Here is a 25,038-nt window from a genome sequence, read left to right as displayed (position 1 = left end):
CAAAGGTCAGAGAGTTTCCTGTGACTACAGATCACGTATTTCGACGCCGCGCTACCACCGCCAGGAGTGTCCTCATGACCGCCGCACTCGACTCCACCCCGAGCGCCGTCCTCGACCGCGCGTCGCTGGTACTCGACGCCTTCGACGGGCACGCCCATCTCACGCTCGCCGAGATCGTGCGACGCACCGGACTGCCCAGGTCCTCGGCTCACCGGATACTCGAGCGACTCGTTGCGCTGCGGTGGCTTCGCCGCACCGGCCGCGACTACGCGCTGGGCATTAGGTTGGTGGAACTCGGCTCACTCGCCATCCACCAAGACAGCTTGCACACCGTCGCCACGCCGTATCTGCACGAGCTCAGCCGAATGACGGGATTCGTCGCGCATCTGGCGATCCTCGACGACGCCGATGTCGTCTATCTGGAGAAGATCGGTGACCGCCTCAGTCAGGCGGTACCGTCGCGCGTCGGCGGCCGTCAGCCCGCACATTGCACCGCGATCGGCAAAGCACTTCTGGCACACAGTGATTCACATGTGACCGACACACGCACTCCGTTGCGTCGCAAGACCACCCGGTCCATCGGCACCGCCACCGCGCTATCGAGCGAGCTGGCGAAGGTCCGCGGCTCCGGCGTCGCATTCGAGCGGGAGGAGTCGCTGCCGCGTTTCGGATGCGTCGCGGCACCCATCGGCGACCCCGGATCCGTCATCGCCGCTGTCTCGATCTGCGGGCCGGTCGACAAGATGTCTTTCGATCATCGGATGGCCGCTCCGGTGCGGATGGCCGCGTTGGGCATCTGGCGAGAACTGTCCGGCGGGTCGGCCGTCACGCCGACATTGCAGCAGCGCGCCCGCCCTCGCCGCTCCGGACGGTGATTGCAGGGCCACTCAGTTGAATGATCGAGTAGCTGTCGTGCCGCCGGCTTGTCCGGCTGATTAGGTGCCGTCGATGTCGGTCGCATCGCACCCCCACTCCCCGAGTGCCGCTCGACGTCGGTTCCATCGCACCCCCGCTCCCCGAGTGCCGAAGCGAGGAACGAGCTCCGGTGTAACGAGGGGGCTGGTGACCCGAAAGGCCAACGGGGAACAGGGCAGCTCGGGTCGGTATGCACCCCCGCTCCCCGAGTGCCGAAGCGAGGAACGAGCTTCGGTGTAACGAGGGGGCTGGTGAGCCGAAAGGCCAACGGGGAACAGGGCAGCTCGGGTCGGTATGCACCCCGCTCCCCGAGTGCCGAAGCGAGGAACGAGCTCCGGTGTAACGAGGGGGCTGGTGACCCGAAAGGCCAACGGGGAACGGGGCAGTTCGACGCTCGCCCGTCTCTGGGTGCGAGCGGCAACGCTGTCCAGCGCTCACTGCGCGGCAATCCTAGTTCCTTCGCTTCCACCGACCGTGCACCTGATGGGGCTTGCCGTCGCGGCCGATGGATGTCGCGAACTCGGCCGCGGTGTCGTCGAGGTCGGCGATCAGTTGTGCGGCGAGGTCACGTTCGGCCGCGTAATAGCGCTCCGACCACAACATCGCCGTCCGGGCATACACCCAGGACGGTTCGCCACGGGCCAGATCAGCATCCCGAGCGGCCTCCAGACGCATCGCCTCCATATAGGACATATGCTCGGCGAGGATTTCCTTCAGCCGCGCCGGCTCGTTCAGGTGGCCCAGCCACACCCGCAACATCACACCGTGTTTAAGGATCGGCCGATCGACCGGGGCGTCGCGCGTCCAGCGTCGCACAGCCACCTGTCCGTCCTCGGTTATCTGATACATCCGTCTGCTGCGCGTGCCCTCGTCGCGGTCCATCCGCGACGTCGCGTATCCGAGCTTCTCCAACCGTTTGAGCTCGGAATACACCTGACTGAACGATGGGCTCCAATAGAAGCGCCCGATACTCCAATCCGCCCATTTCTTGATGTCGTAGCCGGAGAGCTCCTCGTTGTAGGCGAGCATCCCCAAGACCGCCCAGCTGGTGGCCGGCAGATCAGGCAAGGAGTGATCGGACGACGACACCGGCACAGCGTAGCAATCAACAGGCTCCGACGACCCTGACCGACGTCCACTGACCGGGACACTCGTCGCCGCCGAGCCCGCGCCGCTTCCCGTAGCCGACAATTGCGACGACGGATTGTCATCGCGCCTGGTCCGTGGCAGTCTCACACGAAGAAAAGCGCAGCCATCTGAGGGGACACCTATGCGCCTCACGCGTACCGCAGTCGCAGGCCTAGTCACGATAGGCCTAGCGCTGACCACCGTCACCGTCGTCGCACCATCGGCGCAGGCATCGCCGTGCAACGCGACCGGACTGGTCGGTGGCGACTTCGGGAGCACCGGCAGCTCCGGTTCCAGCGACATCGGACTCGGCAGCCTCGACTTCGGCAGTTACCACGCCGGCGGCAAGAAGCCGCAGATGCCGCTGGTCAAGTTGACGTCTGGGCCGTCGCAGACGGTTTCCTGGGTCACCGGTCCGCGTAGCCCGGCCAAGACCGACGCGCGGTTCTCCATCACCTCGACCGACGTCGGAGTGCCGTGGGACAACGGCAGCGGACAGGTGTTGATGGCGTTCGGCGACACGTGGGGACGGTGCCAGGGCGCGATGGTCTGGCGGCACAACACGATGCTGCGATCCAACGGTGACAGCGACCTGTCGAAGGGGATCACGTTCCGCGATCCGCAGGTGGGCAACATCTTCTCCGGGGCGTCGGTGACGCCGGCGCATCCGACCTTCGCACAGCCGATGGTCAACGCCGTCGGCGTGCGAAACATCGAAGTGGGCATGATTCCGACCGCGGGCATCGCCGTCAACGGCGTGCAGTACGTGAGCTTCATGTCGATCCACAACTGGGGTCCCCCCGGCCGTTGGGTGACCAACTACTCGGTTCTCGCCGCGTCGAGAGACAACGGACAGCACTGGGCGGTCGACTGGAACACCGCACGCTCCAACTACGAACTCAACATCCCCGGCAACTCGCATTTCCGCACCGGTCAGGGACGGTTCCAGGTCAGCGCATTCCTTCGCGTCGGCGGATGGGTCTACCAGTACGGAACGCCGAACGGACGCTTCGGCGCGACGTTCCTGTCGCGCGTCCCGGCGTCGCAGATCGCCGACATCGACGCCTACGAGTACTACAGCGGCGGCGTCAACGGCGGTTGGTCGCGGGATTCATCGACGGCCGGTCGGGTGGTGCGCGAACCGGTCAGTGAGATGTCGGTCGCCTACAACGACTACCTGAAGAAGTACGTGATGCTCTCCGCGATCGGTCTCGATGTCGTCCTGCGGACGTCACCTGCCCCCACCGGCCCGTGGAGCAACCCTCGCGTCATCGTCTCTGGCGCACAGACCGGCGGCCTGTACGCGCCGTACATCCATCCGCGTTCGCACGGGCAGATGCTGTACTTCGTCGCGTCGCGCTGGGAGGACTACAACGTGATGCTGCTGCGGACGGATTTGTCGAAGGTGCGATGACTTCGGTCGGTCGATCCGGTCTGTCTACTGCCGCTGCAGAGGAGTCCTCATGACCGTCATCGTCACCGCAGACATCAGCATCTCCGTCGACGGGTTCGCCGCTGGACCCGCCCAGTCGATCGAGGCTCCGCTGGGCGTCGGATTCGACGCCGCGCACCGCTGGATGTTCGACGCCCCCGACGACCATTCCGACGAACTCGCGGCGATCACCTCGCATGGCGCATTCATCATGGGCCGCAACATGTTCGGGCCGATTCGCGGGCCGTGGCCCGACGACGCCTGGCGCGGCTGGTGGGGCGACGACCCGCCCTATCACGCGCCGGTCTTCGTCCTGACTCATCATGCCCGCGATCCCATCGAAATGGCCGGCGGGACGACCTTCCACTTCGTCACCGACGGACCCGACGCCGCACTGACCCGCGCCGTCGAAGCCGCGGCCGGCCGCTCTATCGCCATCGCAGGTGGAGCGCACACATTGAACGGCTACTTGCGCCGCGTCGTCGTCGACGAACTGCGACTGCATATCGCCCCGTTCGTAATTGGTTCGGGTGAAAGACTTTTCGACGACGTCCCCGATTTCGGCCTGGTACCCGTATCGTCCCGGTCGACGCCGCTGGTCACTCACACGGTCTACCGGCGGCCCTAGGAGAAACATGGATCTCGGACAACGGATCGACGCACTCGAGAAGATCGAGGCGATCAAGAAGCTGAAGTATCGGTACTGGCGTGCCTGCGACGCCAAGGACCCCGAGGGATTTCGTGCCTCGTTCATCAGGTCTGGCGCCCGTATCGACTACGGCAAGCTCGGCAGTTTCGACGACGTCGAGCCGATGGTCGCGATCTTCACCAAGATTGCGTTGTACAAGGTCGACGGCCGACACGTGATCTTTGACATGCATCACGGGATGCACCCGGACATCACCCTGACCGGCGATACCACCGCGACCGGCCGCTGGACGCTGCAGTTTCGCCAGATCAACCTGCTGACCAACACCGAGTTGCTCTCCACCAGCGAATACGACGACGAGTACGTGATCGAAGACGGTGAATGGAAGATGTCGGCATGCACGAACACCCAGATCTGGTCGGTGACGAGGCCACTCGACCCAGCGTCGACGATCGAGTCGATGTTCGGGGAGTGAGCCCGCCGAACGACTTCTCGACGCAACGACCGCGATACCCGAGCCTGGATCCACGCCACGTGCCGAAGCGAGGCGCTGTACTGCATGACCGCGAGTCGCAGTGCTGAGCGAGGCGCTAGCCGAGTCGAAGTAGCGCTAGCCGAGTCCGTGTCGAAACCTCTCAGCCACAACGACTTTCGATGGTCCACGCCAAATATCGGCGATGACACCCGGCAAGTGTCGCGTGCGCACCCGACGGGTGCACACGCCTCGATGTTCGATACCATCACAGTTCGACGCGTGCGCTACCATCAAATACATTGTGGTACAGAGGTTTCGACACGCTCGACCAGCAGATGCAGTGCCCCGACCGATGAAACCAGGTTGAGCCGGGTGAGCGCCGTGCTGGCGCTCCTCGCGGCTCCCCAGCAGACGACGACCTTTCAGGTCAAGTGGCTACCGCAGTTTGGGAGCTACGGCAGTAGCAATTGGAGCAGCGCCGGCGAGCCGTCGACGAAACTCCGAGATACGACGCTGTGACCACGGCACAATTGTGTGGAAGCCACACGCCTGCAGGGTTTTTCGGGTCGGCCTGGGTTCTTCGTCTCGAAGGCCCCCGTTACACCGAAGCTCGTCTACTTCGACTCGGTCCTCGCTCAGCAGGGCGGCTCACTCGTGTCGACGATCCTCTCCGGTTCAGCTGTCACGCTATGATCGGCGTCGCACGGGTGAAACGATCCCGCTCACCGACCGAGCATCCGAAGGGGCAGCCATGTCCGACCGTATCGCTTTGATCCGCGCCGTCAACGTCGGCGGAGCAAAACTGCCGATGGCGCAGTTACGGGAAATCGCAACAGAACTCGGCGCCACTGACGTGTCGACCTACATCGCGTCGGGCAATCTGCTCTACACGCCGCCGGATGCGTTCGCCGACTTCGACCGCGCGCTGGAGCAGGCGATCGAATCACGCTTCGGCTATTTCCGCGAGGTCATCAGCCGCACCGCAGATCAGCTGGAAGCCGCACTGCGGGTACACCCTTTCGAAGTGATCAACCCCAAGTATTCCTACGTCTATGCTCTGACGGGAACTCCAACTCCCAAGGCGGTCAACGACTTCGAGTCGCGCGACTTCCCCACCGAATCAGTGAAAGTGATCGGCGACGACTTACACATCCGCTACACCATCGGAGTGGCGACGTCGAAGCTGACACCCCCTCTCATCGCTCGCGCACTCGGCGTCCAAGGCACCGGCCGCAACCTGAACACCGTGCGCAAACTGATCGAACTCGCGCGAGTATAGCCACCCCGCCGCCGGGGTTGCCAAACGTCGACGCCGGCCCCACCCGCAGCGCAACAACAACCAACCCACGCCAGACAGACCGGACGAAATCAGCTCGCCCGCAACACCTTTGCCACCGCCGCTAGATCAGCGACTGCGTCGTCGGGCGAGGCGTCCCAGATCTTCTTCGGCAATCCCTCGAGCACCAGCAAGCGTTGTTCGAGGGCACGAAGTGCGATTGCCTTTTCGCTGTCGATGGCCTCAACGGCCTTGTCTGCCAATTCATCCCGCTCGGGTTCGGCTTCGTCGTCATCATCGTCCTTCTCGACGACGCGCGAATCGATGGAGCCGATCGCCCCTTCGTCGGGCAGTTCGCCGACGGCGATGAGGCGGTCGTCGAAGTCGAAGACGGCTTCGTCGAGGTCGTCGCGAGCGGCGATCACCTCGGGGGTGGAGTTGGCTCCGGGTGCTTGATGCACGTCGGCGATGGCATAGCGAAGCCGTTGGTGCAGTTGAGCTTCCGCCGCCGTCGAGGTGGTCCACTCGTGCGGCGCGCGGCCGGGGCGGCCGGGAATGAGGTCGGTGGACAGGGCGAATCTGCGGACGCGTTTGCGCGAGTCCAGTACGAACCAGATGACGCCGCCAAGCACGACGACCGCGATGACCAGCGCGACAACCGCGATGATGACCGCGCTCATCGGGTGCCCCCCGCGACGATTCCGGTTCGGCGTTGCTCGATGATGAGGCAGCGATCTTCGACGTAGCGCAGTCCGGCGGATTCGGCGATGTCGCGGGCTTCTGCGGATCGGATTCCGAGCTGCAGCCATAGCGCTGTCGCGCCGGCGGCGACCGCTTGACGCGCCACCTCGACAGCGTCGTCGGCCGGTCGGAACACGTCGACGAGCCCAACCTGTTCGGGGATGTCGGCGAGTTGGCGGTAGACGCGCTCGCCGACGATCTCGTCGGCGTGCGGGTTCACCGGGATGATGCGCCAACCGCGCCGCTTCATGTAGGCGGGCACTTCATTGGCCGCCTTAGCTGGGTTGGCGCTCGCCCCGACCACGGTGATCGTGTCGTAGTCGCGCAAGATCGATTCGATGACGTCGTCGGCGCTCACAGTCATCGAGTCTACTTGTCGCCCCGCCCGATCGACCGGCCCGTTCTCCACGACGTCGCGACGCTGGGGCGTCGTCGAAAATTCGATGGAACCGCGTCGGTGTCCGCTGCGTCTGTATTTAGACGACGAACCGCGTGGTGCGTCGGAGAGGGGAAGTCATGACCACACCGAGGCAAGCAGCGGTGGTGCTCACGGTCGAGCGGGTCGAGCAGTTGGGCACGACGATGTCGTCGAGCGCTCAGACGGTCGGCGCGCTGGCGTACTGGGCGTTGCAACCGGCGACGAAGACCGGTGACACGTTCTCGGCGTTGGCGTCGTGCGTCACTCCGGCCACGACGACCACCGACAGGTTGTCGTCGCGCTTGGGGCGCTCGGCACGGGCTGTCGCGATCACCGCCGTCGGGCTGCGCAATGCCGACATCTATGGCGCCGCGCGGATGCGCGCTTCCTTCTAGGACTCCGACGATGCGGCCGAGTATTTCGGAACTGAAGTCCTGGCAATTGAGTGATCTGACGAACGCACAGACCCTGGCGTCGGCTCACGCGAAGACCATCGCCGAGGCGACGACTGCGGTCGACCGCGGTCTGCTGGCGACGAGTGGTTGGAAAGGCAGCACTCAGCGCGCGGCGAAACGTGCCATCACCACCGATTCCGACCACGCGGCCGAGGTGTGCGCGGTGTTGCTGAGCTTGGCGTCGACCGCCGCGAACGCCCACCGCGAGCTCCAACCGGCTCGTGCGCAGGTGCTGGCCGAGGTCCAGCGGGCCACCGACGACGGCTTCACCGTCGCCGACACCGGCCAAGTGACCGTCCCCGACGATCCCGACGCCGACGAGGACGAGATGGCCGATCGGAACAGTTCGGCACAGATCTGGGAGAACCGGATCGACCTCGCGCTCACCGCGGTCGCGACCCTCGACGACACCTATGGCCGCGCGTTCGCGGTGCACGCAAAGGATCTGGCGACGATGGAAGACGGGCAGGCACCCATCACACTCCCCGACGGCACCCGGGTAGATCCCGACGCGGTGGTCACCCGACTGGCCGCAATGTCCCCGGCCGCTCGGCGCGCGTTCCTCGCTACCCTGTCCGCCGACGACCTACGGCAGCTGGTCATCGCGAACCCCCAGGTCATGGGCAATCTGGACGGCGTGCCCTTCGCGACACGGATCGCCGCGAACGACGTGAACATCCGGACCGCGCTGGCCGCCGAAATCGCCGCCGGACGGGGCGGCGGCCAGCGCGCCGCGAAGCTCGCCGAGATGCTGACTCCCGTCGCCGACACGAACGGCCGCGCGGGCACTCCGGCGTCGGTGCCGCGGAAGTTCATCGCGTTCTCCAACACCGACGTCGGGAACACCATCGAAATGGTCGGCAACCTCGACACCGCCACGCCCAACGCTACGGTGTACGTTCCCGGCACCGGCACAAACCTCAACGGCAGCAAGTCGAATTACGAAGCGGCACGCAATCTTTCGAAACGTACCGGCGGACCCGTGTTCTTGTATCTCGACGAACGGCTGCCGCAGACGTTGGGCGAGAAGAACATCGACGGCGCCAAGGCCCTGCTCCCGGTGAATACCGGAGCCGCGGTCATGCACCTCGCGCTCGGTTTGAAGGACTCGGCCGCCGACGCCGGCCCCGCCAAAGACATTGCACCGGGCCTGGTTTCGTTCGGACGTGAACTCGACACCGAACTCGCCCACGTCGCTCCCACCGCGAAGACGACCTTCATCGGGCACTCGTATGGCGGCGTCGTCGTCGGTACCGCGGAGCAGTTGGGCCTGCGGGCCGACCGCGTCGTCTACGCATCGTCGGCTGGGACCGGCGCGCTGTCGACGGGCTGGCACAACGCGAACCCGAATGTCGAGCGGTACTCGATCACGGCTCCCGGCGATCCGATTCAGAGCGTGCAGGCGTCCGGGCGATTCGGCGGCGATCCGGACACCGCGGCCGGAGTGACTCGGCTCGACACCGGCTCGTACGGATCGTCGACCGCGGATTGCCAACTCGTCGCCGGCATCCACAGCCACGGCGGCTACTGGGACGACCCCGATTCGACGGCCTTCACGAACATGGTGTCGGTCATCACCGGGGACACCCCGACCGAATATGTGCGACGTCTGCCCGACACGCCCGAGCCGCAGCAAGCCGTGCTCGACGGCGCACCGGCGAGAGCCATGATCGCCGGATCTCCCGCCACCATCCCGCTTGAGATGCTCCGACGCTGGCTATCGAGTGACTGAATGTGCGGCGACGGAGCTCGACGACCATCGCCGCGCCCGCGCGATCTTCTACGATCGCTGAGTGAAGTCCACTCTCGTCGAGCGCGTCCTCCCGCGATTTTCCGGCCTGGCCGGTAATCCGTTGGGCGCGTTACTCATCCGGATCATCGTCGACCTGGCACGCGCCGATATCGCCGACCGTTCGATGACTCTCGCCGCGCAGCTGTTCACGTCACTGCTGCCGGTGATCATCCTGCTCTCGACGGTACCCGGCGCAACCTACTTCGACGCCGGGCTCACTCATCTGCATCTCACCGCGGCCGACCTCCGGCTGCCCGTCGCCACCGACGCCGACGTGTCGTTCACCGTGTTCGGTGTCGTCGGCGCGCTGATGGTGCTTGCCAGCGCGACGTCGTTCTCGCGGGCGATCAATCGGATGTATGCGGCCATCTGGCAGGTTCCGAAACTCGGTCTCGGCGACTGGTGGCGGTGGCTCGCCGTCATTGTGCTGATTGCGTTGACCGTGGTCGTGCAAGGCTACGCCGTGATTCTCAGCGGCGTGCCGACCATCGGCCGGCTTCTTGCGGTCTGCTCGACATTCGCGTTGTGGGCCGGCTGCTGGTGGACTGTCGCCAGACTGAGCGTCAAACGGTTGATCCCCGCGCGACAGCTCGTGCTGACCGGATTACTGACCGGCTTCGGAGTCACCGTGCTGTTGACTGGAAGCGTCGTCGTCATGCCTCGGATCCTGCGAACGGCCGCCGACGAATTGGGCACGCTCGGTATCGTCTTCGCCGCGATCAGTTGGTTGTTCGTGTACTTCTACATCGTGGTGACCGTCGCGGTGATCGCGCACGCCATCACACCCGGCTCCGAGTCCGAGCGTCGCCAACGGGCGAAAGCGACTCTGTTGCAGCAACTATCCGAACTGGCGCAACCGTCGGAGAGTCGTGCGACCGACGTACCCACGAGTAGTTGACACCGAAACCGCTGCGTCGATGGGCGCCGGCGCGATAAGAACGACGAATGGCAACCGAAACCGAACCATCGTCCACTCGCTTCTCGGGCAAGACCGCGATCGTCACCGGCGCAAGCCGCGGCATCGGGCTGGCAGTCGCCCAGCGTCTCATCGACGACGGCGCGCGCGTCGTGATCACCGGCCGTAAGGCCGACGCGCTCGACGCCGCAGTCGCCGAACTGGGCGGACCCGACGTCGCGCTGGGAGTCGCCGGCCATGCCGACGACTCCGCCCATCAGCGCGAAACCGTCGGCCGTGCGATCGAGACGTTCGGGTCGGTCGACTTGCTGGTCAACAACACCGGCATCAATCCGGTCTTCGGCCCGCTCATCGACATCGACCTAGATGCGGCCCGAAAGATAGTGGAGGTGAACGTCTTTGCCGCGCTGGCCTGGACCCAGGAGGCGCACCGACACGGCTTGGGCGACGGCGGAGGAGCCGTGGTCAACGTGTCGTCGCTCGCCGGAATCCGTCCGGCGCCCGGCATCGCGATGTACGGCGCCAGCAAAGCGATGCTCATTCATCTCACCGAAGAACTGGCGCTGGAACTCGGGCCGTCGATCCGGGTGAACGCAGTCGCGCCTGCCGTCGTGAAGACGAAATTCGCGCGCGCACTGTATGAGAACAACGAAGAACAGGTCGCAGCCGCCTACCCGCTCAAGCGCCTGGGCGTACCCGAAGACATCAGCAGCGCTGTCGCGTTCCTCCTCTCCGACGACGCCGCATGGATCACCGGTCAACTCATCGTGATCGACGGCGGCGCGACGTTGGGAATGGCGAGTGGGTAGCCCCGTTGAGCTGCGAACACCCGCTCCCCGAGGCCGGTGAGCCGAAAGACCGACTGGGAAACGCAACCCACCCGCTCCCCGAGTGCCGAAGCGAGGAACGAGCTTCGGTGTAACGAGGGGCCGGTGACCCGAAAACCCAACTGGGGAACAGGATTTCGGGACGCAACCCACCCGCTCCCCGAGTGCCGAAGCGAGGAACGAGCTTCGGTGTAACGAGGGGCCGGTGACCCGAAAACCCAACTGGGGAACAGGATTTCGGGACGCACCCCCCGAGTGCTGAAGCGAGCCCGCGAGCTTCGGTACTGACGCATCCAATTCCGCGACCCGAATCCCACCAACCCCACCCGTGACAACGAATCGTTACAACGAGACGACACCGATCTGAGTGACCTCGAGGCGCTGTGCTGAGCGAGGAACCAGGCGGAGCAAGAAGCGGTTGTATCGAAGCAGAAGGGTGGCGAGACGGCGTCGCAACACAGTCCAATCCTGGTGAATTCGTATGACTTTCAGGCGTCAAACCCAGTGGTCACGTTGACGACTTCGGCCGACAGACGTCTCGATACACCGAAGCTCGTTCCTCGCTCCGGCACTCGACGAGCGGAAGGGCGACTCATCCACCCGCCCCGCCACCACGAGCGGAAGGGCGACTCATCCACCCGTCCCGCCACCACGAGCAGAAGGCCCACCGCCCGGTACGACAGCAAGCGCCGACTACCGCCGTCGCTCCGTGAGCTGCCGATCCCAGTCGGCAGGTACTCGGTCTGCTGGTCCCGGAACGGTTTGGTCGAGCGGATGATGCAATGGCGGCGGCAGATCGGGTCCCTCGAATCCGGTCTCGTTCTCGAAGTCCCAGAACCACACTTCGCCCGGTTCGTAGCTGCGGATGTAACGGTGCCCCGTCGTCGCGAAATGTGCCGTGGCATGGCGGTTCAGTGAGTCGTCGCAGCAACCGACGTGACCGCACTCGACGCAGCGTCGCAGATGAAACCACCACGACCCGCTCGCCTCGCACTCAACGCATCCGTCGCCGGAAGGACCGGGAAACTGGTTCGCCATGCTTGCCACCCTAGGCCCATCGCAACCTAGAAGATCGGCGAAGCGCCCCACTGGTGTTCGAACACCAACGACGTCGTGGTGCCTGCGACTTCGGGCCGCGAGTTGATCGTCTCCACCAGTTGACGCAGCCCCTCGGTGTCTTGCGATGCGACGTGCATCAGGAAGTCGTCGTCGCCGGCGAGGAAGAACACGTCCGACACTCCCAGCACCGACCTGATCTCACCGACGAACGACCGGATCTTGCCGCGCGCCTCGGACTGCAGACGCACGGCTATCAACGCCCGCAATGGATAGCCGACGGCGGCGGGATCGATGTCGGTCTTGAACCCGCGGATCACGCCCAGATCAATCAGTCTGCGTACTCGCGAATGGCAGGTCGACGGCGCGATTCCCACCGCCGACGCCAGCGCGTTGTTCGGGATGCGCGCGTCGCTCTGAAGCAGTTCCAGGATGCGGCGATCGGTGTCGTCGAGCATCGGCCGAACATCCTTCGGTGTGACTGCCATTACATCCCTCTCCGGTGAAGATTCCATCCAATCTCAACATCATGACAGAATCATCTTCACAGCTATTGCCGTCACTCCGAAGATACTTCACCATTTACGTATCAGTCCAGAACAAAGTTCCGAGCCAGCAAGGTCCGGGCAAAACAAGAAGGAGATCTCCATGATCATCGGCGTTCCCAAGGAAGTGAAGAACAACGAATACCGCGTCGCCATCACCCCGGCGGGCGTCGCCGAGCTGGTCCACCGTGGCCACGAAGTGATCATCGAGCATCAGGCCGGCGCCGGCTCCTCCTTCGACGACAACGACTTCAAGGCCGCTGGCGCTCAGATCTTCGGCAGTGCCGCCGAGGTCTGGGACCAGGCCGACATGATCCTCAAGGTCAAGGAGCCGATCGAGCAGGAGTACGAGCTGATGAAGCTCGGCGCCAAGGGCAGCAACGGCGACAAGAAGGGCCAGGTACTGTTCACCTTCCTGCACCTCGCAGCCAGCCGCGCCTGCACCGACGCCCTGCTCAGCGCAGGCACCACCTCCATCGCCTACGAGACCGTCCAGGCCGCCGACGGCTCGCTGCCGCTGCTCGCTCCGATGAGCGAGGTCGCCGGACGACTCGCCCCGCAGGTCGGCGCAGTCGCGCTGATGAAGAGCGCGGGCGGACGCGGAGTGCTCATGGGCGGCGTCCCCGGCACCGCTCCGGCTGAGGTCGTCGTCATCGGCGGCGGTGTCAGCGGTGTCAACGCCGCGACGATCGCCGTCGGCATGGGCGCCCACGTCACCGTCTTCGACCTCGACATCAACAAGCTGCGCGCCATCGACGCTCGCTTCGGCGGCCGCGTCGCGACCCGCTACAGCACCACCCTGGACCTGCACGAGGCCATCAAGAACGCCGACCTCGTCATCGGCGCGGTGCTGATCCCGGGTGCAAAGGCTCCCATGCTGGTCCCCAATTCGCTTGTCGCACAGATGAAGCCGGGATCGGTGCTGGTCGACATCGCCATCGACCAGGGCGGCTGCTTCGAGGACTCGCGGCCCACCACGCACGACGATCCGACCTTCACCGTCCACGACTCGGTCTTCTACTGCGTCGCGAACATGCCCGGCTCGGTCGCCCGCACGTCGACGATGGCGCTCACCAACGCCACGCTGCCGTTCGTGCTCAAGCTCGCCGACAAGGGCTGGAAGTCCGCTCTGCAGTCCGACGCCTCGCTGGCCAAGGGTCTGAGCACGCACGACGGCGAGCTGCTGTGCCCGCACGTCTCCGAGGCTCTGGACATCGAGCTGGGTTCCTCCCCGCTCGTCTGACCTCCCGGCGCACACTGGAGGTCATGAGTTCGACGCCGCTCGACGAGCTGTCCGCCGCCCTGCCCGCCGGCCGCCTGGTCACCGACCCCGACATCGTACGGAGTGTCAGTACCGATCAGGCCGCCTGGGCACCGGCGGGCGCCGCGCTGGCGGCAGTTCGGGCCCACAGCACCGACGATGTCGTCGCAGTGGTGAAAACCGCTGCACGGCATGGTATTCCGGTCGTCGCTCGCGGCGCGGGCACCGGGCTGTCCGGCGGCGCCAACGCGATCGACGGGTGCATCCTGTTGTCGCTTGAGCAGATGACCGACGTCGTCGAGATCAACGACGTCGAGCGGTACGCGGTGGTGCAGCCCGGCGTCGTGAATGATCGTCTACGGGAAGTCGTTGCGCAACAAGGACTTTGGTATCCGCCGGATCCAGCGAGTTCTCCGTGGTCGACGATCGGCGGCAATGTCTCGACCAACGCGGGCGGCGTGTGTTGCGTCAAGTACGGCGTCACCGGCGACTACGTTCTCGCACTCGAAGTCGTGACCTCGAACGGGGAGGTGGTCCGGGTCGGTCGACGGACCGCGAAAGGTGTTGCCGGCTACGACCTTGCCGCACTGATCGTCGGTTCCGAGGGGACGCTGGGCATCGTCACCGAGATCACCGTCCGGCTGCGCCCACTCCCGCCGCCCGCGATCACCGCGGCCGGATTCTTCGACTCCATCGTCGACGCCGGGTCCGCGGTGCGAGCCGTCGGCGCCGCGGGGATCACGCCGTCGGCGCTCGAACTCGTCGACCGGCACTGCCTCGCCGCCGTCGACGACTGGAAGCACATGGACCTGACCGTCAACGGCAATGTGTTGCTGCTCGCCCGCGTCGACGACCCCGAGCCGATGGCCGACGAGGTCGCCGGCCGGATCGCGCAGATCTTCCGCGACAACGGCGCCTCGTGGGCCGAGCGCTCCACCGACGAAACCGAGGCCGACGCGCTATTCGCCGCGCGCCGGCTCGCCTATCCCGCGCTGGAGCGTCTCGGGCCGGTATTGACCGAGGATGTCGTGGTACCAAGACAATTCGTCCCCGACATGCTCGCCCGCATCGAAGAACTCGCCGTCGCGCACGACGTCACCATCGCCAACATCGCCCACGCCGGTGACGGGAACCTGCATCCGCTGATCATCACGCCCATCGGCGACGACGACGCCCGACGTCGGGCCCAGGCTGTCTTCGAACAGATCCTCGACGCCGCGATCTCGTTCGGCGGAACGGTCACCGGCGAGCACGGCGTCGGGCTGCTGAAGAAGGGCGGATTGCGTCGAGAGCAGTCCGACGTCGTCCTCGCGATGCAGCGGGCGGTCAAGCAGGCCCTCGATCCGCAGGGAATCCTCAATCCGGGCAAGGTCATCGACTGGCCGTAGCCGCTCACAGCACCCGCCGGAGGAACTGTACGGCGTCGTCGGTCGCCTTGACCTGCCATTCCCCGGAGTACACGTCGAAGTGGTCGACCGGATACTCGACGACGGTCGCCGGCCCACCGGCGCGGCGGGCCGTCGCGCGCGCGGCGGCGGGTGGGGCGACGCGATCGACGGTGCCGACCTGGACGAGCATGGGGCATCGGACCCGGCGAGCCGACATGATCGGCCGGTTCATCGCGACCTCCAGCGCGGTCCGCGCGCACACCTCGTTGCGCCACGTATCGCCGGCGATGGCGACGTAGCCGTCCAGCGCACCCGGCGTCGAGATGATCGCGGTGTCGCCCGGCGCCGCGGCGAGCGGAATGCGGTGCGGCGCACGGCGAGTGGCGATCGTCGCGGCGTCGAGCAGCCCGTGTCCGACCAGCCGCAGCAGCGCCAGCGGGCCGGCGTACCGGGCGATCTGCGCCACCGCGGCCAACCCGTCGGGCGCCGGAACCAATCCGATGACGGCCGCGATCCGCGGGTCCCGGGCCGCGACGTCGATGACATGTCCACCCGAATACGACGTACCCCACAACGCGATTCGCTCGGGATCCACCCCGCGGAGACGACGCGCGGCGTCGACCGCGGCGCGGTAATCGGCGCGCTGCATCCGGTAGGACACCACCTGTCGGGGGCTGCCCTCCGACGCTCCGAAGGTGCGGTAGTCGAATACGAAGGCATCGACACCGACAGCGGCAAACCCGTCGGCGAACTCCCGCAGGCCGGTGTCGCGGGTGCCGCCGAAGCCGTGCGCCATCACGACGCACGGCCGTAAGCCGTTGCGGGACAGGTCATTCGAATCGGATTGGTAATGCCAGGCAGCGCACCGCACGCCGCCGCTGGAGAAACCGACGTCGGTGATAGTCATCATCGTGTGCTCACCCGGCCAACGCGGGGACGTCGGCGGAGAAGACGAGCGCGTCGTCGGTGACCGCGCCGTGGCGAAGCCGGACGACGTCATCCTCGTAGGCCATGGTCAGGCCCCACGGTCCGCTGGTACCCACCTTCGGGAACGTCGCGATCTTGCGCTGGACGTACCCCGACGACATGTCGAGCAGCGGCCCGCGTTCGATGATCGGGTCGGCCGGCGTCGGCGTCACCGTGTGATGCCCGTGCTGGTCCATGTGGTCGAGGATGCGGATCATGTGCTCACAGATGAGGTCGACCTTGAGAGTCCAGGCGATGTTGGTGTAGCCGATGGCGAAGACGAAATTGGGCACACCGCTGAGCATCATCGCCTTGTAGACGACGGTGTCGGCCACATCGACGTCGGTGCCGTCGACCGACAGGGTGATCCCGCCGAACGGCAGCAGGTCGAGCCCGGTCGCGGTGACCACGATGTCGGCGTCGAGGTGCCGGCCCGACTTCAATGCGATGCCGGTCTCGGTGAAGTGGTCGATGTGGTCGGTCACGACCGACGCCGTGCCCGCCGAGATCGCTGTGAACAGATCACCGTTGGGCACCATGCACAGTCGCTGTTCCCAGGGGTTGTAGGCCGGGCTGAAATGGGTGTCGACGTCGTAGCCCTTCGGCAGCCGCCGTTTGACGTCGGCGATGAGCAGTTTGCGGACCGCAGCGGGAAATCGCATGGCGGCCTTGAAGACTCCCCGGTTGAGAGCGATGTTCTTGCGCCGGATGATCGGGTACGCGCGGTCGGGGCCGACGAGTTTGTTGAGGGTGTTCGCGATGGCGTCTTCAGCGGGCAACGAGAACACGTAGCTCGGCGAGCGCTGCAGCATGGTGACGTGTCCGGCGGTCTTGGCCATGTTCGGCACGACGGTCACCGCGGTGGCGCCACTGCCGATCACGACGACTCGCTTGCCCGTGTAGTCGAGATCGGCCGGCCAGTGCTGCGGGTGGACGACCCTACCGCCGAACGACTCGATGCCGTCGAACTCCGGGGTGTATCCGGCCTCGTAGTTGTAATAGCCGGTGCCGGAGTAGACGAAGTTCGCGGTGTACTCGGTGAGATCGCCGGTTTCGACGTCGCGTGCGGTGACGGTCCAGCGGGCGGCAGCAGAGTCGAAGTCGGCGGCGAGGACCTTCTGGCCGAATCGCACGTGTGCGCCGATGCCGTTCTCGTCGACCGTCTCGTTGAGGTAGTCGAGGATGATGTGTGCGTCGGCGATGGACTTCTTGTCGGTCCACGGTTTGAATCCGAAGCCGAATGAGGGCATGTCGGAGTCGGAGCGGATGCCCGGGTAGTTGAACAGGCTCCAGGTGCCGCCGATCTCGGTACGACCGTCGAGAATCGCGAACGTCGCCGAGGGACGATGCTTCTTGAGGTGGTACGCCGCAGCGATGCCGGAGATCCCGGCACCGATGACGAGGACGTCGAAGTCGGTGGTGGCGGTGCTGGTCATGGGAGGCTCCTTCGCTGCCTGAACTGAAGTGATGCCAATCACGATAGGTTCGTGATTGCCGCCGTCCTATGGTCGATCGCACGAATCTTCAGTAATCGAGTGGGCAGTGGCACATACTCGTCGAGTGGACGTGCGCAGGAGTCTCATGGATCGAGTTGCCGAACGCATGCTCGCCGACGCCGGGGGTCTCGTCGAAGCGATGAACTCCTCAGAAGTGCAGATCGCGCCGGGCCTCAGCGCGGACCGCGCCATCGCGCGCGAAATGATGGCGAGCAACCGTGCCAACGTCGAACGCGTGTTGTCGGCCGTGCTGTCTGGGGACCGATCGGCGCTGTCGACTCCGCCGCCGGAGGCTTTCGACGTCATCCGCACGGTGGTACGGCGCGGCATCGAGATCGATGTCATCTTCCACGCCTACCGTCGGGGACAGAACGTCGTCTGGCAGCGGTTCATGAAGATCGCGTATGAACTCGCGCCCGACGGTGGGGATCTCATCGTGCTGTTCGATGAGTTCGCCGACATTCTGTTCAATTACGTCGACACGGTCCTCGCCGCGTTGCTCGACGAGGCCCAACGCGTCCGGGAAGAGATGCTCGGGGGTGCTCCGGCACGGCGGGCCGAGACCGTTCGGCTGATCATCGACGGTGCGCCGATCGAGGAACAGATCGCGTCGGCGCGACTCGGATACCAGCTGGCCAACCGCCATGCGGCCATGGTGCTGTGGCTCGACAGCCTCGGCGGTGACGGCGTTCTCGAAGACGCCGTCACCAGACTGACTCATGCGTTCGGCTCACGGCCCGCGCTCACCATCGCGGCGGGCGCCCGCACGCTCTGGGCCTGGCTTCCCGGCGAGCAGATTCCGGCCCCGAACCTCGCTCGCTCCGTCCTCTCGCGGAGCTTCGGCGAAGTGCGCGTCGCCGTCGGGCCGACACTGCGAGGTCTGGCCGGGTTCCGCGCGTCACATCTGGCTGCGCTCGAGGTCAGCGAGATGGTCGGCGGACATACCGCCGGCGAGCAGGTGGTCTATGCAAGCGACGTCGAGCCGGTGCTGCTGGCCAGCCGGGGCGGCGCAGCGGCACGATTCGTCGCGAGCACACTCGGGCCGCTCGCCTCGCGGGGCGACCGTGAGGAGCGCCTCCGCGCGACATTGCGCGCGTACCTCGACGAGGCCGAGAACGCCCCGCGGACAGCGCAGCGGCTGCACACACATCGCAACACGGTTCTCCAGCGCGTAGCCCGCGCTACAGATCTGTTGGGTTACCCGCCGAGCAGTCGACGGCTGGCAGTGACCCTGGCCCTCGATCTGGCGCACTACCTGGGCCCAGCGGTCCTCGTCGCCGACGATCCCGACGACGATTGAGCGCGGTCCAACCACCGGTTGAGCCGGGCCGAAGCGCTAGCGCAGGCCCGTGTCGAAACCTCTCAGCCACAACGACTTTCGACGGTCCGCTCCAATATCGGCGATGTGACCCGGCGAGTGTCGCGTGTGCACCCGACGGGTGCACACGCCTCGATGTTCGATTTCATCACAGTTCGACACGTGCGCTACCATCAAATACATTGTGGTACAGGGGTTTCGACACGCTCGTCACTTCGACTCGGCTAGCGCCTCGCTCAGTACGGCGCGCTTGCGCTCCTCGCGGCTCAACCAGCAGATGCAGTGCCCCGACCGGTGAAACCAGGCTGAGCCGGGCCGAAGCGATGACGACACGCCCCGGCCGCCGGTCGAGCCGGGTCGGAGCGATGACGGCACGCCCCAACCGCCGGTTGAGCCGGGCCGAAGCGCTAGCGAAGGCCCGTGTCGAAACCACGCACGTCGACGATGACAACGCACCAAAAACCTTGCAATAGTCGAGAATTCACCATGATTTCGACTCGCAAGCTCGCTCAATCGACGGATTTCCGGCTACAGGTGGGGCTCTCGCCAACCCTCTACTTCGACACCTCGCTTCGGCACTCGCGGAGCGGAGTGGTCGTCTCTGACCGGAACGGCTTACCGTTGACTCATGGACAACCGGCAGGAGATCAAAGACTTCCTGACCACACGCCGCGCACGGATATCGCCGGACTCCGCCGGGATCACCTGGCGTGGCGCCCGACGAGTTCCCGGACTTCGCCGTGAAGAGGTCGCTCAGCTCGCCGGCGTCAGCGCCGACTACTACACGCAGATCGAACGCGGCCAGGTCACCGGCGTCTCCGACGAGATCTTGCGCGCGATCGGTCGGGGCCTGCGGCTCGACGACGACGAGACGCGCCACCTGTTCAGCCTCGTCCGATCGGTGCAGCGACGATCTACGGCCAAGGGCCGCAGTCCCGCCACGCCCCCGACGGTGCCGCCCACCGTGCGGGCGATGCTCGCCGCGATGTCCGGCCTGCCCGCCCTCATCCAGACGACGTGCCTCGACGTCGTCGACGCCAACGCCCTGGGGCGGGCCCTTTACACCGATCTCTTCGCGTCGGACTCGTCGACTCGGTCGAATCTCGCCGAGTTCATCTTCCTCGATCCACGCGCAGCTCACTTCTTCGTCGACTGGGAGGAGTCGGCCGACGATGCCGTGGGCATGCTGCGGCTGGCAGCGGCCCGGGCTCCGCACTCGAGGCGCACGGCCGCGGTGATCGATCGATTGTCGGCGCACAGCGAGGCGTTCCGCGCCCGCTGGTCGCGGCACGACGTGGTCGGGCGAATTCACGGTTCCATGGCCTTCGACCATCCCGCGGTCGGCAGGTTCGACCTCGACTACGAAACCCTGCGTATCGCCAGTGCTCCAGGGATCTACCTCGTCGGATATTCGACTCCGGCCGACGTCGCGGATACCGACCCGCTGCAGTTGTTGTCGACGTGGTGCACAACGAACGCGGACTGAGCGGAGCCGGGCGGCGTCAGATCACCTGTCTGCCGTTCGCACGCATGCGCTCCCAATCGGCGATGTCGTGATTGACCCACACGGTGGTGTCGGGGCGGCTGCGCAGCAGTTTCAGTCGCTTGAGTGATTCGACGGCGGCAGCCGTATCCGAGTCGGCCTGCATGCCCGCACAGCAGCTGACGTTATCGTGATCGTGCGCGACGTCGCCGGACAGAATAAGCGTCGAAGCGTCGGGCAAGCGCAACTGCAGCGCCAATGATCCGGGCGTATGCCCGGGAAGCGTCAGAATGACGACACTGCCGTCGCCGAATACGTCGTGGTCGTAGCCGACCGGTAACTCCAACCAGTCGATCTGCGCCGCCGCTTCCAGATCCGGTGGCATGAAATGCACTGCCACATGATGATCCGGTGTCTTCGCGTAGCGCATTTCACCCGATCCGATGTACCCGGTAGCGCCCGGGAAGTGGTGTAGTCCGCCGGTGTGATCGAAATGCAGATGCGAGATCACGACCCGCTTCACGTCGGAAGTGGTGAACCCGAGGCTCTCCAATTGCCTGTCCAGTGCGTACTCGGCGGGGAAGTTCATCTTGTAGACCTGCGCGGCGGGACCGTACACCGACGCCGGATCGCCTGCTCCGCCGATGCCGGTGTCGAAGATGAGCAGGCCGTGCACCGGATGTTCAATCAGGAAGGACGGCAGCGGCATGGTGATCTCGGTGCCGCCCTTGCCGAACATCATGATGCTGTCGTCCATCGTGACGGTCGGGGCGTCGAGCGCCCAGAGGCGGGAAATGGTGGTCATGACGCTTCTCCTTGTCTCACCGCTATCCCAGCGGCTCGCGACCAAGTCTCACCAGCGGGCCGTCGACCAGTCCACGATTTTCCCCTAAGAGGGGTTGACAGCACCTGGTTGAGCGCTGCCCGCACCGGATTTCGCCGCTTAGGCTCGACGACGAGAATGCGCTCGGCCGCGGAAGGCCGGCGACCACATCTGACAGCGAGGACGCCCAATCATGCAGCGCGTACATCCGTCGATCGATCATCTCGACGCAGTGTTCATCGGCGGCGCGTGGCGTGCGGCGACCGGCTCGACCCGCGACGTCGGATCGCCAACGGACGGCTCGTTGCTCGCGTCGGTCACCACACCGTCCATCGCGGATGCGACGTCGGCGATCGACGCGGCCCATTCGGCACGCGACACATGGGCCCGCACGCCGCTGGCCGACCGTGTCGCGGCCTGCGGCCGCTGGCTCGAACTCGTCGACGCCCGCGCGGCCGAACTCGACGGCATCTGGGCGGTCGAGGCAGGCATGCCGGTGCGCCATAGCAAAGCGATACACCGCTATGCGACGGTGCCGGCCTGGCGTGCGGCCCTCGACGGCGCCGCAGATGTCCTTGCCGATCGGCACACCGACGTCGCGGGCGGCACGGTGACCGTGCGACTCGAGGCGGTCGGCGCCGTGGTCGCCATACTCCCCTACAACGGACCGGTCCTGACCGTGGCGTCGAAGGTGATTCCCGCCCTGCTGGCGGGTTGTCCGGTCGTGGTCAAGGCAGCCCCCGAATCACATCTGACGATGGCCGTCGTCGCCGACTGCGCACGTCAGGCCGGGTTTCCCGACGGAGTGCTGAGCATCGTCACCGGCGACGTCGAGGTCGCCAAGACACTCACGCGCGACGCCCGTGTCGATCTCGTCTCCTTGACCGGCGGCCATGTGGCGGCTCAGGACGTTCTCGACGCGACGCGCGACCGCTACGCGCGCACACAGTTGGAACTCGGCGGCAAGTCGCCCGCGATCGTCCTCGACGACGCGGATCTGTCCGCGGTCCTGCGCATCGTCGTTCCCGGTGCGACGAACGGCGCCGGCCAGGTGTGTGCGGCCCTGTCGCGGATCCTGGTGTCGCACAACCGACATGACGAGATCGTCGACGCACTGAAAGCCGCGTGGGGACGGCTGGTCATCGGCGATCCCCGCGATCCGGCAACCCATATCGGTCCGCTCATCAACGAACGCGCCCGCACCCGCACCGAAGACGCCGTGGCCAAAGCGCTGGCCGACGGCGCACGGCTGGTCGCCGGCGGCGGACGTCCCGCTGGCTTCGACGCCGGCTGGTACCACGAGCCGACGCTGTTCACCGACGTCGCGGAGCAATCCTCGCTGGTTCAGGACGAGGTCTTCGGTCCGGTGACCGCGGTGCAGACCTACCGCGACATCGACGACGCCGTGCGCCTGGCCAATGCGACACGCTTCGGCCTGTCCGGCGCGGTGTTCACCGCCGACACCGCGCTGGGCGTCGACGTCGCCACTCGAATCCGTTCCGGCGCAGTGGCGGTGAACTCACTGGGGCCGTCGATGGCGGCACCGTTCGGCGGTATGAAGGCATCGGGGTGGGGCCGTGAGTCGGGGGCGCTCGGCATTCTGGGATTCACCGAGACCAAGCAGATCCTGGTGGGCGCGTGAGAATCCCGGCCGTGTTGTCCGCGGCGACGGCAGCCGCGGTACATCTCAACCACACGCTCTACAGTCCCGTCCTGGGAAGTCCCCGGGTCGCCGCAACCGTGTCGGGGAGCGGTCCGGCGGTGTTGCTGCTCAACGGTTTCGGCGCGGCCGGCACGGTGTGGCCGCACCAAGTGATCGAACTGGCCGGTCACACAGTGCTCCGCGTCGACGCCCGCGGCACCGGGCGTTCACGAGATCTCTCGACGGCCTACACGATCGCCACCCTCGCCGACGACGCGCGGTCGGCCATGCTCGACCACGGCATCTCGTCGGCCGTCGTCGTCGGCTGGTCGCTCGGTGGCATGGTCGCGCAGGAACTCGCCCTCCGATATCCCGAAGGCGTGTCGAAACTGATTCTGGTCGGCTCGGTTCCGCCGGTGCCCGAGATGCGACTCCCGATGACACGCACGCCGGTGTTGATGGCCCGGTTGGCGATTCCGTCGACGTCGGCGCGGTGGCAACGCGGGGTCTGGGCCCTGGGCGGCCCGGGTGCGGCACATGAACACCCGGAGGCCATGCGAGAGTTCGCGGTCCAACTCGCCGCCGCCGGACTCTCGTGGTGGGGGCCGATGCTCCAATCGGCCGCTGCGACGACGTGGCGTGATCCGGGACGCCTCTCGCGCATCACGGCCCCGACGACGATTTTGCACGGCACTGACGACCCGGTGGTCCCGGTGTCGAACGCGCGCACGCTGGCCCGGCTCATCCCCGGGGCCCGACTGACCGCCCTGCCCGGCGTCGGGCACTTGGTGCCCTACGAGGCCACATCGTCGTTGATCGAGGAGATCACCCATGACCGTTGAGCAATCGTTGCGCCCGGCGGCGGGACCGCTGGCCGGACTACGAGTCGTCGAGCTGGCCGGCCTCGGACCCGGGCCGTGGTGCGCCATGATGCTGTCCGATCTGGGCGCGGAGGTTCTGCGGATAGATCGCCCCGCCGACGTCGGGCGACTGCGGACCGACCTCGGCGCGGCGAACGGACGTGAACCCGCATTCGTCAACAACCGCGGGCAGCGTTCCGCCGCAATCGATCTCAAACATCCCGACGGCGTCGCCGCCGTGCTCGCACTGGTGGAGCGCGCCGACGTTCTGCTCGAAGGCAATCGCCCGGGCGTGGTCGAACGACTCGGCGTGGGACCCGACGAGTGCCTCGGCCGCAATCCGCGACTCGTCTATGGTCGGGCCACCGGATGGGGGCAGGAGGGCCCACTTGCGCAGACCGCCGGCCACGACCTCAACTATCTCGCCCTCACGGGTCTGCTGGCCGCGATCGGGACCACCGGCGGAGAACCGGTCATTCCGTTGAATCTGCTGGGTGACTACGCGGGCGGCGGACTCCTGCTCGCCATGGGTGTGATGTCTGCGCTATTCGAGTCCCGGATCAGCGGGCGCGGCCAGGTGGTCGACGCCGCCATGGTCGACGGCATCGCACTGCTCGGCGGCGTGTTCTACGGCCAGCGCCAGGCCGGCATGTTCAGTCTGGACCGCGGCACCAACGCACTCGACGGCGGAGCACCGTTCTACCACGTGTACGAAACGTCGGACGGCGGATTCATGGCGGTCGGCGCGATCGAGGCGAAGTTCTACACCGAACTGCTCGACGTCCTCGGTCTTCCCGCGAATCTTGCTGCAACGCAATGGAATAGAGATGACTGGCCGAGTACGCGCGAGGTATTCGGCACGGTCTTCCGCGGTGCGACACGCGCCGATTGGGAACGTCGCTTCGACGGCCGCGAGGCATGCACGACGCCGGTACTCGACCTCGACGAGGCCCTCAAGAACGACCACCTCACCGCACGCTCGACGTTCCTGCCCGTCGACGACGTCCTGCAACCCGCTCCCGCGCCGCGATTCAGCCGGACGCCCGCCCCGATCCCCGCTGCGTCGGTTCCACCCGGCACCGACACCAGCGCCGCGCTGCGCGATTGGGGATTCGACGCCGACACCATCGCCGCACTGCAGCGGGCCGAAGCAATCCGTTAGGAGGCTGATCAATG

General features: G+C 66.0%; 24 protein-coding genes. 16 read left to right on the top strand and 8 right to left on the bottom strand.

All coding sequences use genetic code 11. The annotated features are described in order from the left end of the window. Window positions 1-74: 74 nt before the first annotated feature. The gene (locus HH308_RS10555) at window positions 75-875 is read left to right on the top strand and encodes an IclR family transcriptional regulator (RefSeq protein WP_170194164.1); all 801 of its coding nucleotides are present in this window, start codon (window positions 75-77) and stop codon (window positions 873-875) included. A gap of 490 nt (window positions 876-1,365) precedes the next feature. Here the strand turns inward: HH308_RS10555 and HH308_RS10550 are convergent, their stop codons facing one another. Then, a complete protein-coding gene (locus HH308_RS10550; protein ID WP_170194275.1) occupies window positions 1,366-1,944 on the bottom strand; it encodes a PadR family transcriptional regulator in 579 nt (192 codons plus the stop codon). A gap of 241 nt (window positions 1,945-2,185) precedes the next feature. On the opposite strand from HH308_RS10550, the gene HH308_RS10545 reads away from it, so the two are divergent. The 4 genes from HH308_RS10545 (at window position 2,186) to HH308_RS10530 (ending at window position 5,878) form a co-directional block, all read left to right on the top strand. Next, on the top strand, window positions 2,186-3,457 hold the full coding sequence (locus HH308_RS10545) for a glycoside hydrolase family 183 protein (RefSeq protein WP_170194163.1): 1,272 nt from the start codon (window positions 2,186-2,188) through the stop codon (window positions 3,455-3,457). Between the two features lie 49 nt (window positions 3,458-3,506). Continuing rightward, the gene (locus HH308_RS10540; RefSeq protein WP_170194162.1) at window positions 3,507-4,103 is read left to right on the top strand and encodes a dihydrofolate reductase family protein; all 597 of its coding nucleotides are present in this window, start codon (window positions 3,507-3,509) and stop codon (window positions 4,101-4,103) included. A gap of 7 nt (window positions 4,104-4,110) precedes the next feature. Beyond that, window positions 4,111-4,599 carry a nuclear transport factor 2 family protein gene (locus HH308_RS10535; protein ID WP_170194161.1) on the top strand — a complete coding sequence of 163 codons (489 nt, stop codon included), beginning with the start codon at window positions 4,111-4,113 and terminating at the stop codon, window positions 4,597-4,599. Between the two features lie 751 nt (window positions 4,600-5,350). Further along, complete coding sequence (locus tag HH308_RS10530; RefSeq protein ID WP_170194160.1) at window positions 5,351-5,878, top strand: DUF1697 domain-containing protein; 528 nt, start codon at window positions 5,351-5,353, stop codon at window positions 5,876-5,878. An 89-nt stretch (window positions 5,879-5,967) separates the two neighbouring features. Here the strand turns inward: HH308_RS10530 and HH308_RS10525 are convergent, their stop codons facing one another. Further along, window positions 5,968-6,555, bottom strand: a complete 588-nt coding sequence (locus HH308_RS10525; protein WP_170194159.1) for a hypothetical protein — start codon at window positions 6,553-6,555, stop codon at window positions 5,968-5,970. Continuing rightward, entirely contained in the window at window positions 6,552-6,980 is a 429-nt protein-coding gene (locus HH308_RS10520) for a CoA-binding protein (RefSeq protein WP_211188385.1), read from the bottom strand. The genes HH308_RS10525 and HH308_RS10520 overlap by 4 nt, the downstream gene beginning before the upstream one ends. A 152-nt stretch (window positions 6,981-7,132) precedes the next feature. Between HH308_RS10520 and HH308_RS10515 the strand changes: the two genes are divergently transcribed. The 4 genes from HH308_RS10515 to HH308_RS10500 all read left to right on the top strand — a co-directional run bounded on the left by HH308_RS10515 (window position 7,133) and on the right by HH308_RS10500 (window position 11,006). Continuing rightward, window positions 7,133-7,429, top strand: a complete 297-nt coding sequence (locus HH308_RS10515) for a hypothetical protein (protein ID WP_170194158.1) — start codon at window positions 7,133-7,135, stop codon at window positions 7,427-7,429. Between the two features lie 10 nt (window positions 7,430-7,439). Next, window positions 7,440-9,221, top strand: a complete 1,782-nt coding sequence (locus HH308_RS10510) for an alpha/beta hydrolase (RefSeq protein ID WP_170194157.1) — start codon at window positions 7,440-7,442, stop codon at window positions 9,219-9,221. A gap of 61 nt (window positions 9,222-9,282) precedes the next feature. Continuing rightward, window positions 9,283-10,179, top strand: coding sequence for a hypothetical protein (locus HH308_RS10505; protein ID WP_170194156.1), 897 nt, complete (start codon window positions 9,283-9,285; stop codon window positions 10,177-10,179). A gap of 47 nt (window positions 10,180-10,226) precedes the next feature. Then, entirely contained in the window at window positions 10,227-11,006 is a 780-nt protein-coding gene (locus tag HH308_RS10500) for an SDR family oxidoreductase (RefSeq protein WP_170194155.1), read from the top strand. A 711-nt stretch (window positions 11,007-11,717) separates the two neighbouring features. Here the strand turns inward: HH308_RS10500 and HH308_RS10495 are convergent. Beyond that, window positions 11,718-12,062, bottom strand: coding sequence for a UBP-type zinc finger domain-containing protein (locus HH308_RS10495; RefSeq protein WP_170194154.1), 345 nt, complete (start codon window positions 12,060-12,062; stop codon window positions 11,718-11,720). Window positions 12,063-12,088: 26 nt separating this feature from the next. Next, window positions 12,089-12,568 carry an Lrp/AsnC family transcriptional regulator gene (locus HH308_RS10490; protein ID WP_170194153.1) on the bottom strand — a complete coding sequence of 160 codons (480 nt, stop codon included), beginning with the start codon at window positions 12,566-12,568 and terminating at the stop codon, window positions 12,089-12,091. 160 nt (window positions 12,569-12,728) lie between these two features. Here HH308_RS10490 and ald point away from each other — a divergent pair, with 160 nt between their 5' ends. Further along, window positions 12,729-13,868 (top strand): alanine dehydrogenase, encoded by a 1,140-nt coding sequence (gene ald, locus HH308_RS10485; protein WP_170194152.1) that lies wholly within the window; start codon window positions 12,729-12,731, stop codon window positions 13,866-13,868. A gap of 23 nt (window positions 13,869-13,891) precedes the next feature. After that, the gene (locus tag HH308_RS10480) at window positions 13,892-15,274 is read left to right on the top strand and encodes an FAD-binding oxidoreductase (protein ID WP_170194151.1); all 1,383 of its coding nucleotides are present in this window, start codon (window positions 13,892-13,894) and stop codon (window positions 15,272-15,274) included. 4 nt (window positions 15,275-15,278) lie between these two features. Here HH308_RS10480 and HH308_RS10475 read toward each other — a convergent pair whose 3' ends face one another. Together HH308_RS10475 and HH308_RS10470 are read right to left on the bottom strand one after the other, a co-directional pair. Beyond that, entirely contained in the window at window positions 15,279-16,184 is a 906-nt protein-coding gene (locus tag HH308_RS10475) for an alpha/beta hydrolase (protein ID WP_246284510.1), read from the bottom strand. A gap of 7 nt (window positions 16,185-16,191) precedes the next feature. Then, entirely contained in the window at window positions 16,192-17,676 is a 1,485-nt protein-coding gene (locus HH308_RS10470; RefSeq protein WP_170194149.1) for a flavin-containing monooxygenase, read from the bottom strand. Window positions 17,677-17,821: 145 nt separating this feature from the next. Between HH308_RS10470 and HH308_RS10465 the strand changes: the two genes are divergently transcribed. Together HH308_RS10465 and HH308_RS10460 are read left to right on the top strand one after the other, a co-directional pair. Continuing rightward, a complete protein-coding gene (locus HH308_RS10465; protein WP_211188384.1) occupies window positions 17,822-19,036 on the top strand; it encodes a PucR family transcriptional regulator in 1,215 nt (404 codons plus the stop codon). Window positions 19,037-19,682: 646 nt separating this feature from the next. Then, window positions 19,683-20,540 carry a helix-turn-helix transcriptional regulator gene (locus HH308_RS10460; RefSeq protein WP_170194148.1) on the top strand — a complete coding sequence of 286 codons (858 nt, stop codon included), beginning with the start codon at window positions 19,683-19,685 and terminating at the stop codon, window positions 20,538-20,540. A 16-nt stretch (window positions 20,541-20,556) separates the two neighbouring features. On the opposite strand, the gene HH308_RS10455 is transcribed toward HH308_RS10460, so the two are convergent. Continuing rightward, a complete protein-coding gene (locus HH308_RS10455) occupies window positions 20,557-21,342 on the bottom strand; it encodes an N-acyl homoserine lactonase family protein (protein ID WP_170194147.1) in 786 nt (261 codons plus the stop codon). 211 nt (window positions 21,343-21,553) lie between these two features. Here HH308_RS10455 and HH308_RS10450 point away from each other — a divergent pair, with 211 nt between their 5' ends. The 3 genes from HH308_RS10450 to HH308_RS10440 are packed head-to-tail and all read left to right on the top strand — an operon-like array spanning window position 21,554 to window position 25,024. Continuing rightward, the gene (locus HH308_RS10450) at window positions 21,554-23,002 is read left to right on the top strand and encodes an aldehyde dehydrogenase family protein (RefSeq protein ID WP_170194146.1); all 1,449 of its coding nucleotides are present in this window, start codon (window positions 21,554-21,556) and stop codon (window positions 23,000-23,002) included. After that, the gene (locus tag HH308_RS10445) at window positions 22,999-23,844 is read left to right on the top strand and encodes an alpha/beta fold hydrolase (RefSeq protein WP_170194145.1); all 846 of its coding nucleotides are present in this window, start codon (window positions 22,999-23,001) and stop codon (window positions 23,842-23,844) included. The genes HH308_RS10450 and HH308_RS10445 overlap by 4 nt, the downstream gene beginning before the upstream one ends. Next, entirely contained in the window at window positions 23,834-25,024 is a 1,191-nt protein-coding gene (locus tag HH308_RS10440) for a CaiB/BaiF CoA transferase family protein (RefSeq protein ID WP_170194144.1), read from the top strand. The genes HH308_RS10445 and HH308_RS10440 overlap by 11 nt, the downstream gene beginning before the upstream one ends. Window positions 25,025-25,038: the final 14 nt, after the last annotated feature.

This window comes from Gordonia asplenii (assembly GCF_012933505.1).
Classification (GTDB): domain Bacteria; phylum Actinomycetota; class Actinomycetes; order Mycobacteriales; family Mycobacteriaceae; genus Gordonia; species Gordonia asplenii.
This window is presented reverse-complemented; position numbering and strand designations above follow the sequence as displayed.

What these genes read in the sequence shown, in the direction of transcription:
- HH308_RS10555 (WP_170194164.1), top strand. Translation starts at nt 75, where the DNA reads ATGACCGCCGCACTCGACTCCACCCCGAGCGCCGTCCTCGACCGCGCG.
- HH308_RS10550 (WP_170194275.1), bottom strand. Translation starts at nt 1,944, where the DNA reads ATGCTCGCCTACAACGAGGAGCTCTCCGGCTACGACATCAAGAAATGG.
- HH308_RS10545 (WP_170194163.1), top strand. Translation starts at nt 2,186, where the DNA reads ATGCGCCTCACGCGTACCGCAGTCGCAGGCCTAGTCACGATAGGCCTA.
- HH308_RS10540 (WP_170194162.1), top strand. Translation starts at nt 3,507, where the DNA reads ATGACCGTCATCGTCACCGCAGACATCAGCATCTCCGTCGACGGGTTC.
- HH308_RS10535 (WP_170194161.1), top strand. Translation starts at nt 4,111, where the DNA reads ATGGATCTCGGACAACGGATCGACGCACTCGAGAAGATCGAGGCGATC.
- HH308_RS10530 (WP_170194160.1), top strand. Translation starts at nt 5,351, where the DNA reads ATGTCCGACCGTATCGCTTTGATCCGCGCCGTCAACGTCGGCGGAGCA.
- HH308_RS10525 (WP_170194159.1), bottom strand. Translation starts at nt 6,555, where the DNA reads ATGAGCGCGGTCATCATCGCGGTTGTCGCGCTGGTCATCGCGGTCGTC.
- HH308_RS10520 (WP_211188385.1), bottom strand. Translation starts at nt 6,980, where the DNA reads ATGACTGTGAGCGCCGACGACGTCATCGAATCGATCTTGCGCGACTAC.
- HH308_RS10515 (WP_170194158.1), top strand. Translation starts at nt 7,133, where the DNA reads ATGACCACACCGAGGCAAGCAGCGGTGGTGCTCACGGTCGAGCGGGTC.
- HH308_RS10510 (WP_170194157.1), top strand. Translation starts at nt 7,440, where the DNA reads ATGCGGCCGAGTATTTCGGAACTGAAGTCCTGGCAATTGAGTGATCTG.
- HH308_RS10500 (WP_170194155.1), top strand. Translation starts at nt 10,227, where the DNA reads ATGGCAACCGAAACCGAACCATCGTCCACTCGCTTCTCGGGCAAGACC.
- HH308_RS10495 (WP_170194154.1), bottom strand. Translation starts at nt 12,062, where the DNA reads ATGGCGAACCAGTTTCCCGGTCCTTCCGGCGACGGATGCGTTGAGTGC.
- HH308_RS10490 (WP_170194153.1), bottom strand. Translation starts at nt 12,568, where the DNA reads ATGGCAGTCACACCGAAGGATGTTCGGCCGATGCTCGACGACACCGAT.
- ald (WP_170194152.1), top strand. Translation starts at nt 12,729, where the DNA reads ATGATCATCGGCGTTCCCAAGGAAGTGAAGAACAACGAATACCGCGTC.
- HH308_RS10480 (WP_170194151.1), top strand. Translation starts at nt 13,892, where the DNA reads ATGAGTTCGACGCCGCTCGACGAGCTGTCCGCCGCCCTGCCCGCCGGC.
- HH308_RS10475 (WP_246284510.1), bottom strand. Translation starts at nt 16,184, where the DNA reads ATGATGACTATCACCGACGTCGGTTTCTCCAGCGGCGGCGTGCGGTGC.
- HH308_RS10470 (WP_170194149.1), bottom strand. Translation starts at nt 17,676, where the DNA reads ATGACCAGCACCGCCACCACCGACTTCGACGTCCTCGTCATCGGTGCC.
- HH308_RS10465 (WP_211188384.1), top strand. Translation starts at nt 17,822, where the DNA reads ATGGATCGAGTTGCCGAACGCATGCTCGCCGACGCCGGGGGTCTCGTC.
- HH308_RS10460 (WP_170194148.1), top strand. Translation starts at nt 19,683, where the DNA reads ATGGACAACCGGCAGGAGATCAAAGACTTCCTGACCACACGCCGCGCA.
- HH308_RS10455 (WP_170194147.1), bottom strand. Translation starts at nt 21,342, where the DNA reads ATGACCACCATTTCCCGCCTCTGGGCGCTCGACGCCCCGACCGTCACG.
- HH308_RS10450 (WP_170194146.1), top strand. Translation starts at nt 21,554, where the DNA reads ATGCAGCGCGTACATCCGTCGATCGATCATCTCGACGCAGTGTTCATC.
- HH308_RS10440 (WP_170194144.1), top strand. Translation starts at nt 23,834, where the DNA reads ATGACCGTTGAGCAATCGTTGCGCCCGGCGGCGGGACCGCTGGCCGGA.